The organism is Pedobacter sp. 01N416, from assembly GCF_056399685.1.
In genome coordinates this window covers 1-1,710 of record NZ_JBFTRT010000801.1, presented here as the reverse complement: position 1 = coordinate 1,710, position 1,710 = coordinate 1, and the positions used below count along the sequence as shown (strand labels likewise).

Below are 1,710 nucleotides of genomic sequence, written 5' to 3'. Positions count from 1 at the left end.
GGGATATCTACACCATGCCTTGCCGTTTCCGGATCTATATCATTCCATAATTGAACAGGTTCATAATGAAGATGAATTTCATTATTCTTTTCTTCAAGGGCAAAATCATACAATGCTGTAAACGTCCGGGTAAAGTACACTGTTTTTTTGAAGGCAGAGAGTACATCCCTATCGCTTTGCTGTAAATGACCGGCCTGACCTATAATGGGAGGTGTTGCCTTTTCTCCTAAGTGGAGTCCCAGATTTTTGTCGGCAGAAATTTGAAGCATAGCATCCATAATGGCAATGTTTGCTTCAAGCGAAACTTTCATTTCTATCTTGCTCAGATCATCCCGATTAATGTTACCTGCACTACAAATGGTATTTACTTCTGCATCATTCCTTGCACTAAGTAATATTAAATTTCGCATTACCGGCATGGCAACCCAAAAAGTATTTATAGATGTACCATTTTGCTTGTAAAACCCTTCCATACTATTTAATCATCGTTCAATTATATAAATTTATGGCAATAAATACCCCACTCAGGTGCTTTTACATTATAGTATGGTAATAGACCATTCTTTTATTCTTATGCTATTAGCCCTTGGAGGAATCAATTCCGCAATAAACAAATATAAAAAATGTAACGGCTAAAGCGCAGCAACTATTGGCGATAAATGCCTGTATTTCTTCATTTTTTTGGCTATTTTCGCTAACCTAGCCTAAGATAACATGACGAAATTTTTTACATTATCTATTTTTCTGTTAAATGCTGCTGTATCTATTTACACTTTTGGACAGGACAGCACAACATTAAAATCAGACAGCCTAAAGAATGGAAAGCTAGAAAACGAATTCAATAAAGTAAATCAACTCTCTGCGGAGCGGCTTTCTGATTCACTTAAGCGAGCAGAACTAGAACAACGTGTAAGCGCACTGGGAACAACAGACAAATTGCAACGGGAAAGTTTAATGGCTGAATTAAAATCACTCAAAAAAAGAGATTCCATTCATCGTTTCCGTCAGATAAGTCAGATAGATTCTTTACGCAAGATTATCAAAGGTGTACCAGTTGTATTTAATGGCGATACACTCTATTTTATTTATGCCAAGCTGGGCAGTTTTAGTGCCACCGACAGGACAAAAGCTGTGGCTGACAGACTAGAAAGAGTTGGCGATGGCGCGAATTTTTCATCCGATTCACTTAAGCTTATCCCTGCCGAACAAACTACCGATTTGCTCTATGGTAACACCTTATTGCTTTCTATAACTGATCAGGATGCATTATGGGCCAGAAGCGACCGCGAGGTTTACACTTCAGAAATCAAAAAGCGAGTAGTAGCTGCTCTCGATAAATACGTTCACGATACCAGTTGGCAGGTATTATTGAGGGAAATTTTATTGACAATATTGGTTATTGCAGTGGTAATTGGTTTAATCTATCTTATTAACAGGCTCTTCAGAAAAATATCAACCAAATTTTTCTCTGCAGAAGGACGTTTTAAAGATGGTATAAAAATCAAAAACTATGAGTTATTAGATGTAAACCGTCAACTGGCTATAATTACGATACTCTTGAAAATCATTCGTTATGGGATTATTCTGGCAGTAATTTATCTGGCCTTTCCTGTGCTGTTTGGAATTTTCCCCTTTACGCGCGATCTCTCTGTTAACCTGTTGAATTATATCCTCAGTCCACTTAAAAGAATTGGCATTGCGGTATGGAAC

Annotated in this window: 1 protein-coding gene and 1 pseudogene; one reads left to right on the top strand and one right to left on the bottom strand. The window is 37.4% G+C overall.

What is annotated here, in order from left to right; genetic code table 11:
* The coding region (locus AC1DND_RS27305; RefSeq protein WP_477585921.1) for an AraC family transcriptional regulator ligand-binding domain-containing protein at positions 1-473 on the bottom strand (473 nt) is incomplete at its 3' end.
* Between the two features lie 241 nt (positions 474-714).
* Between AC1DND_RS27305 and AC1DND_RS27300 the strand changes: the two are divergent.
* A pseudogene (locus tag AC1DND_RS27300) lies at positions 715-1,710 on the top strand (mechanosensitive ion channel family protein); the annotation flags it as partial.